This is a genomic window from Bacteroides sp. UBA939 (assembly GCF_002293435.1).
Lineage (GTDB): Bacteria > Bacteroidota > Bacteroidia > Bacteroidales > Bacteroidaceae > Bacteroides.
Genome location: NZ_DBDF01000021.1, coordinates 1 through 5,530, shown reverse-complemented (window position 1 = coordinate 5,530; position 5,530 = coordinate 1). Strand labels below are relative to the sequence as shown.

Below are 5,530 nucleotides of genomic sequence, written 5' to 3'. Positions count from 1 at the left end.
GGAGGAGAATAGAGATAGTCCGCATTCATCCTTGAGATAGTCCGCTTTATCCTTGAGATAGTCCGCTTCATCCTTGAGATACTCCGTACCTCATTCAAAATTCAAAATTTATAATTCAAAATTCAAAAAGAACATTATGGCAGGAAAAGGAGTAAACATATTAGTGTACTTGTTGCTTGTTCTGACGCTTGGCTGCACGGACGACGGAGGAACTCCGGCGGATAAGGTAACTACTGAGCCTTCATTGACTTTTGCAATGACAAAGTCTTTGGAGGGCATTATAGGCAACACCCAGGTCTATCTCTTTGACGGAGAAGGCACGGATATGGGGCAGTTCAGACAGAAGGTGGCGGGAGTTACTTACGGGACAGACCGGCTTTCCATGTCGGTAGCAGCCGGAACGTGGGACGTGATGCTGGTAGGCGCCAATGCAGATATCAGCAGCAGACTGACACCGCCCGTCCGCGGAGAAGCGCGTTCGGGCAAAATGTGGGAAACTCAGCCTGTAGCCGGTGTGTTGCCTTCTATTCCCGAACTGCGAACAGCGTATGTAGCCAATAATGAAGTGATTGCCAACCAGCATAACGTGGCTACCGAAACCGCTGTGCTGGCACGCAATGCCACCCAGGTAAAGGTGGTGATAGTGAAAGCCGGAGGACTGGATATAAGCGGAACGCACCAACTGAAGATTACCAACGTGCCGACTACCCTCAGTTGGGAGGGAAAGTTTCTTCCCGACAAAGATAGCCCGTATGTAAGCAGCTCTCCTATGACGGGTAATTTAGTGATGCACGAGCATACGGACGGGAATCAGTATAGCGATACGCTGCGTTTCGTTATCCCTGCGCATAAAGGAGACGATTATCTGGAGGCTTCTCCAACTGATACAACTACCAACCACCTGAAGTTGAGTGTGGATATGGCTATGGAAGGAGGCGCCCGCTACGAAAAGGCCAATGTAGAAGTGCCCCGTGTGCCTCGCGCAAACGGAACGTTGCTTATACGCATTTCTTTAGGCTCGGAGTTCGAGGTATCTGCCGATATCCTGGATTGGGTGGATACGGAACTGGGTGTCGATTTGTCGCAAACCTGGCTTTATACCGATAAAGCTACGGTAGGTTTAACCAGCAGCGAAACGGTACATGTAAATACCAATGCTTCGGACTTTACAGTAGCAAAAGCGGCGGATGCCTCCTGGCTTACTGTAACCAAAAATGGGAATGCCATAGAGCTTACTGCTGATGTGAATACTTATAATAACCCGCGCACTTCTTACATCACTGTGACAGCGAATAATGTAACCAAGAAGATACCTGTAACCCAAAGGCCGGAAGAGGGGACAATTAGTGTGGATAATAAACGGCTTGTATTTTGTCCGGTGATTCATGAAACGCGTGATATTGTAGTGACGAGCCTTGGCGGCGACTGGGAGTTTGTTAACTTGACTAGTAAAGCTACGACTGGTCTCATTACGCAGGGTGTCAATGGAGATCCGGTTACATTTACCCGTAGCTCTACTACAGACTTCAATCAGTTTGATGATTATTATGGCGACGATATTGTTGTAGTAAGAAATGTGGAAACGCTCGATACGGATACTATAGAGATTGTGAATTGCTATATCAGTATTTATGAGAATACTATCAATGCAACTGCACCGACAGATAATAACCAAACGGCAGTAACTGAGACAAATGATGTCTTAGTATATGGAGGTAATCGAAATCTGATTAATATCACTCCTCTGGATACTTGGATTACTAATCCAAGTTGGAATGCTACTAACCAGAAAATGACGTTTACTACCGCTCGTAACACTCCTTCGGGGGATCCGCGTACCGGGCAGATGTCGTTTGTTCATGCAGAGTGTACGGATTATGTGGTGACTACAAATGTTTTTCAAAGTGCTGTTGCTTCGATTGAACCATTTGACTATTTCGTAATGAAGGTATATAATGACGGTTCTAATAATAATACGGTTCAGTTGATTGTTCAGTTTGAAGGTAATTCGTTGAGCGGTGTTGGAGATCATCCCGATTATGATAAACACCCGGTGGGACAAGGACATGATGATGTGCTTTCCTATAATGGAGGTGATTTATTGAAATGGGCGCAGGGAAGTACAAGTAACATTGGGCAAAATGCGTACTTTAATGCACCCCTATTTTCAGGTGATGTTAATTCTCCATGGAAAATAAAATTAGAGATTTATATTGCTTGGAGGGATGCACCTAATCCTGGTGCGGGAGTTGCATATTTGAGAATAGATGCTTTTAAGGGTGGAACAATGACTTACGTTAATAATTTATGGACGAATAGCGATCATGGAACTGTGGGCAATGTGTTTGTACAAACGTATTCATTGCCGACATTGACAAATTCGTCAAATCATGCTAATTTTGAAACAACATACGGTCATGTGGCAACTATTACCTATGATCGTACTAAGCGCGAGGCTACAGTAGATATACATTGAGCCAATTAAAATATATAAATGAAAAGTTATGTATTATAATATGAAGATACGATGTGTTATATATATGCTGATTGCCGTTCTGTTCGCTTCGTGCGAGGACGAGAATCAGAATCAGGATATGCCATCTCAGGCTATGGTCAGTGTCGCCGTTTCGGTGGCATTGCCGCAACCTGAGCCTGTAAATACATATACTCGTGCAGATAATCCTTATGCAGACACCGATATCCTGAATGTAGATATGCTGGTGTTTAATGCGGATGACAACAAGTTTATGGAGCGTATCAAAGTAGAAAGCAACAAATTGCAGGTTACTTCAACCGGTATAGACTTTACTGTACGGATGAATGCAGTCTCGCACGACCGCATCGTTCACCTGGTGGTTAATGGCAGAACCGCCGACGGACTGACAGACCGCTTGAACTTTGATGATATAGATGAAGATATGCTTGAGAGCGTAGCTATCCCTCTTTTGAAAACCACTCCGCTTGCTACCGGAACGATGATAAACCATGCAATGCCTTTGGTGATGTGGGGACGTTTTAATCTGGAAACCGGGCTTGCCTCAATCAGTGGTGTGAAACTGCTGCGCACCGCAGCCTGTATTCAAGTAAAGAAAGGAACGGGAACCGCTACGAACGGACTGGATAGATTTGTCATCAGAGAGATATCTACACACCGCGGAGTGGCGCAGGGGTTTTTAACTCCCGCAAGCTATACGTCGTCTGTAACTGCTACGCCTACCGTTGGCAATCCGGTTACTGTTGCTAACGAAAGCGATTATCTGACTAATACCCAGCAAGGATGGATAACTCACAATGCAAATGATAACCTTTCCTCTTTGTATGTCTACGAGCGTAACTGTACTGATGCAGACTACATGTCGGTGATTATTAAAGCCGGTTATCAAGTGGGTACTACCACCAAGGACGGATATTATAAGGTAGTAATGGTGGATGCGAACGGAGTTCCGCTGAATATTATACGGAATCATCGTTACAAGATTACCATTGTAGCAGTAAATGGCCCCGGTTATGCGGATGTGCAGGATGCTATTGACTCGGCTCCTTCCAATAACTTGAAAGTGGATGTGGAAGACGAAGACCCGGGGTACACTTGCATAACGGCGGACGGAGAGCATTACATGGCTGTATCAAACAATGAGTTCCACCTGTATGGCGGAACAAGTGGAACAACTTCCGGCGTGGAAATCTGTACGGTGTATTCCAGCCGCAATGTTACGCCTACTTTCGTTGAAAATAGTGACTGGCTTAATGTAACAGCTGTGTCGTTGGGAGGAGGCAAATATCAAATCCTTGGGGATTTCAACCAGACTCCTGCTTCTACTACGTTAACGGTGCTCTGCGACAATTTGACTATGGATATAGGTGTTAACTGGATATATAGTGTCAGTAGCGTAAGTGGTTATGCGTCAGACGGTGATTCGTATGTGTTTGATTTAATAAATTCGGGTGACGTGGGTTGGAATGTGCGGATTCTTGAGAATCCCAACTGGTTCGCTTTACATCCTTCGGCGGGTAGTCCCGGTGCCTATCCGGGTGCGGGTATGCAGTCCGAACTTAGTAGCAAATTCCATCCTCACGCATATTTGCATGTAGGGACGGGAACCGGAAGGCGAGGAGCCTTGCTGAAGAATTCTGTAGTTAGTGGCAACGTAAAAGTAGACAGGATTGTGATAGTTCAATAAAATATGCCAATATGAAACTGGAAGAGATATTGCAAAAAGAAGATAAGAACGCGGGTCACATCTTTCTGTATATGGAAGATGGCACATGGTATGCGTACGAGCATTCTGCTTTCTATTGCTATTCTCTTCTGAGTCTGTTGGATATGGATTGGTTATCTTCTGCTGTGGAGGTATCCGAATATGGGGTTGTCAGGGTGCGTGTTGCTGAGCCTGATCAGTTTCTTCGCACGCCTTTGCTGCGTTTGCTTGATAAGAAGAAAACGGAATACGTAATCTCATGCAAGATTGTATGTGGCGGCTTTCAGTATTGGCGTGACCAACTGCGGATGAAGTTCTTTTATAGTGGGCGCAACCGGGATAAGAAGGGAACTGCCGGTCAATCTTCCGGTAGAGATGCGTTAAGAATAGTGGGTTAGTTTAAATAGATATGATTATGAATACATTGTTTAAAAACATTTTAGTGAAGGAATCCGATAATGACACAAGTGTGCATTTATACTACTTTGCCGAGAGTGACATCTGGAAAGCGTATGAGGAATCGGCCATGCGATTGATGAATCTTATTCCCATGCTCAAAGCGGCGCTGCACGAAGTGAACATACCCGGACTAAACGTTTTGCGGTGTGTAGATATAGACTTAAACCGGAAAGAACATCATAATGCTATATTGCAATACTGCATCTCTATGAGTGATGACTATATGGAGCTGGCTGTGTAAAAGCAGCCTCTTCCATCCGCAGAGAGGAGATGGCAGGCTGATCATAAAATATATATCACTGCTAAGCTAACCGACCTTAAAGATTCTTTCTCACCTGCCATCTCCCCTCTGCGGGTGTTTTTTAAAGGATTTCATCATCTCATAGGATGATTTTCCTTCTCCCTACAAGGTTTATTTTCGGGGTTCACCCTCTTCACCTACCTCATGTAACCTCCTTATTCATCGCACTTAACGGGTGAAATCACTCTGTGAAAAGTGCCCTTTTTCAGGGTTCACCGCTTTCACCACCTCGGAAAGTGTCTTGTAAATGCCGTCATAAATGCTTCGTAAGCCCTTGTAAGTGCCTTGTAAGCCTCCCCGCATTGTTCCGGATTTCAGTTGACCGGATGGGTATTTGTTTCACAACCTCTCCATCGTATTAAATCACCGGGCGGAAAAACGGCCGACTCCAGTCGGCTAATCAGTCAACTATAGTCGTCCGATCGGTCAACTCTAGTCGTCCGATTAGCCGACTACAGTCGTCCGTTTAAATCTCTGTTGTTTAGTGATAAGTGATTAGTGATAAGTGATTAGTGATTAGTGATAAGTGTTTAGTGATAAGCAATAGTATCTCTATTCTCCTCCTCCTGGG

4 protein-coding genes are annotated in these 5,530 nt (G+C 44.8%); all 4 read left to right on the top strand.

Annotated elements, in window-relative coordinates:
* Nucleotides 1-136: 136 nt before the first annotated feature.
* The 4 genes from B2Z67_RS01405 to B2Z67_RS01390 are packed head-to-tail and all read left to right on the top strand — an operon-like array spanning nucleotide 137 to nucleotide 4,899.
* On the top strand, nucleotides 137-2,476 hold the full coding sequence (locus B2Z67_RS01405; RefSeq protein ID WP_291528030.1) for a BACON domain-containing protein: 2,340 nt from the start codon (nucleotides 137-139) through the stop codon (nucleotides 2,474-2,476).
* Between the two features lie 40 nt (nucleotides 2,477-2,516).
* Entirely contained in the window at nucleotides 2,517-4,181 is a 1,665-nt protein-coding gene (locus B2Z67_RS01400) for a hypothetical protein (RefSeq protein ID WP_291528029.1), read from the top strand.
* 11 nt (nucleotides 4,182-4,192) lie between these two features.
* Nucleotides 4,193-4,597, top strand: a complete 405-nt coding sequence (locus B2Z67_RS01395) for a hypothetical protein (protein WP_291528028.1) — start codon at nucleotides 4,193-4,195, stop codon at nucleotides 4,595-4,597.
* 17 nt (nucleotides 4,598-4,614) lie between these two features.
* Nucleotides 4,615-4,899: a hypothetical protein gene (locus tag B2Z67_RS01390; RefSeq protein ID WP_291528027.1), complete on the top strand. Its 285-nt coding sequence runs from the start codon at nucleotides 4,615-4,617 to the stop codon at nucleotides 4,897-4,899.
* The last annotated feature ends 631 nt before the right edge of the window (nucleotides 4,900-5,530 follow it).

Coding starts and splice junctions, on each gene's coding strand:
- B2Z67_RS01405 (WP_291528030.1), top strand. CDS start 137: ATGGCAGGAAAAGGAGTAAACATATTAGTGTACTTGTTGCTTGTTCTG.
- B2Z67_RS01400 (WP_291528029.1), top strand. CDS start 2,517: ATGAAGATACGATGTGTTATATATATGCTGATTGCCGTTCTGTTCGCT.
- B2Z67_RS01395 (WP_291528028.1), top strand. CDS start 4,193: ATGAAACTGGAAGAGATATTGCAAAAAGAAGATAAGAACGCGGGTCAC.
- B2Z67_RS01390 (WP_291528027.1), top strand. CDS start 4,615: ATGAATACATTGTTTAAAAACATTTTAGTGAAGGAATCCGATAATGAC.